Raw genomic sequence first — 1557 nt, 5'->3', positions numbered from 1 at the left:
TTTTTTGATGGGGGTAAATGTACTATGTCGTTATTTAACTGGTTATGCAGTTTGTTGTTCAGATGGAGCGATTGTATAGCCTTTCTTTTTTAGGTATTCGATCATTTTTAATTCTTTGTTATTTTGTTTTTCTTCAAGGTAATTTGAGCCTAGTTCATGATAAGGTTCTCCTGTTTTTAAGATGTTGTAAGTAATCGTTAATAGTAAATGGGCAGAAGCGATTCGTCCCTTCATTTTCCCCTGTCGTTTAGTAATCCTTTTTCGATGTGAAGCAATTCTATTATTTTGCCTTGATGTTGCTAATACACATTCTACGGCCATTGTTTTTAAAGCTTTATTTCCTTGTGTGGTTTTACTCGTTTTTTTTTACCAGCACTTTCGTAATTTCCAGGACTCACACCAGCCCAAGAGGCAAGATGTTTAGCTGACTTAAATACGGACATATCAACACCCATCTCCGCAATAAAAGTGGCTGCGGCAGCTTTGTTCACACCAGGTATACCATCCAATAATTCTACTTCCTTACGATAGGGGGACAGGAGTTGATCGATTTGTTTTTCCAATTCTTCTATGGTTTGTTCTAAATAACCCATATGATCCCAATGGTAACGCAACATATCACGATGATGACGGCGAATACGACCATTAATTGCACTTGCAATGTCAGTTATACTTGCTTTTGTTCGCCAATCCACCATTTTTCGAAGACCATCGGTCTCTATTTTTTCACCATTTAGAATCGCTTCAAGGATACGACGTCCCGATAAACCAAAAATGTCTGATAGAACGGATGTTAGCTTGATATTAGCATCTTGAAGGATTTTGTGAATGCGATTCTGCTCTGATGTGCGATGATGAATCAATTTTTTTCGATAACGAGTAAGATCTCGTAAATCACGAATATCCTCTGGTGGGACAAAATTGTTTTCAATAAGTCCGCATCTTAGAAGCTTGGCAAGCCATTCGGCATCTTTCACATCAGTTTTACGCCCTGGAACATTTTTGACATGTCTGGCATTGGCAAGAACAAGGTGAAAAGAACCTTCGAGTATATTCCATATTGGTTTCCAGTAGACTCCGGTACTTTCCATCACAACATCGGATACCTGCAGGGTAGCGAGCCAATCACTTAAAGCCAAGAGTCCCGTTGTTGTAGTTGAAAAAGTTTCAATAGAGGTCTTTGGCTTTTTATCTAATGGACCAAATAATACACAGGCTACTACTGTTTCTTGGTGTACATCTAGGCCAGCACACCGTTCAATCATTGCTTCCATAGGAGAAATCACCTCAAAAAAAATTAACAATACATATGACAGGAGATTTGTTACAAAAATTTTTGTATACGTACTAGTAGTACACTAAATGGTTCTTCCATACTGTCACAACCAGTTTCTTATACAGGGTATCTTCCTTAAGATCCACCAAAAAAAGTTCAGCCTGGTTGTATTGTTATTTTCCATTATTGTCAAGGGGTTAATGGGTTAGACTCTATTTTGAGTTTAGATTTTCGTAGTAGATGGTGGCGGCGAGGAGCGCCGCCATAGGAGTTTCTTATGG

Annotated in this window: 2 protein-coding genes; both read right to left on the bottom strand. The window is 38.5% G+C overall.

Annotated elements, in window-relative coordinates; genetic code table 11:
* Positions 1 to 42: 42 nt before the first annotated feature.
* Entirely contained in the window at positions 43 to 234 is a 192-nt protein-coding gene (locus tag AC1DIV_RS29905) for a hypothetical protein (protein ID WP_101226107.1), read from the bottom strand.
* Between the two features lie 92 nt (positions 235 to 326).
* A complete protein-coding gene (locus AC1DIV_RS29900) occupies positions 327 to 1274 on the bottom strand; it encodes an IS110 family RNA-guided transposase (RefSeq protein WP_231892157.1) in 948 nt (315 codons plus the stop codon).
* Positions 1275 to 1557: the final 283 nt, after the last annotated feature.

The organism is Peribacillus sp. 05N428 (assembly GCF_056397085.1).
This window is presented reverse-complemented; position numbering and strand designations above follow the sequence as displayed.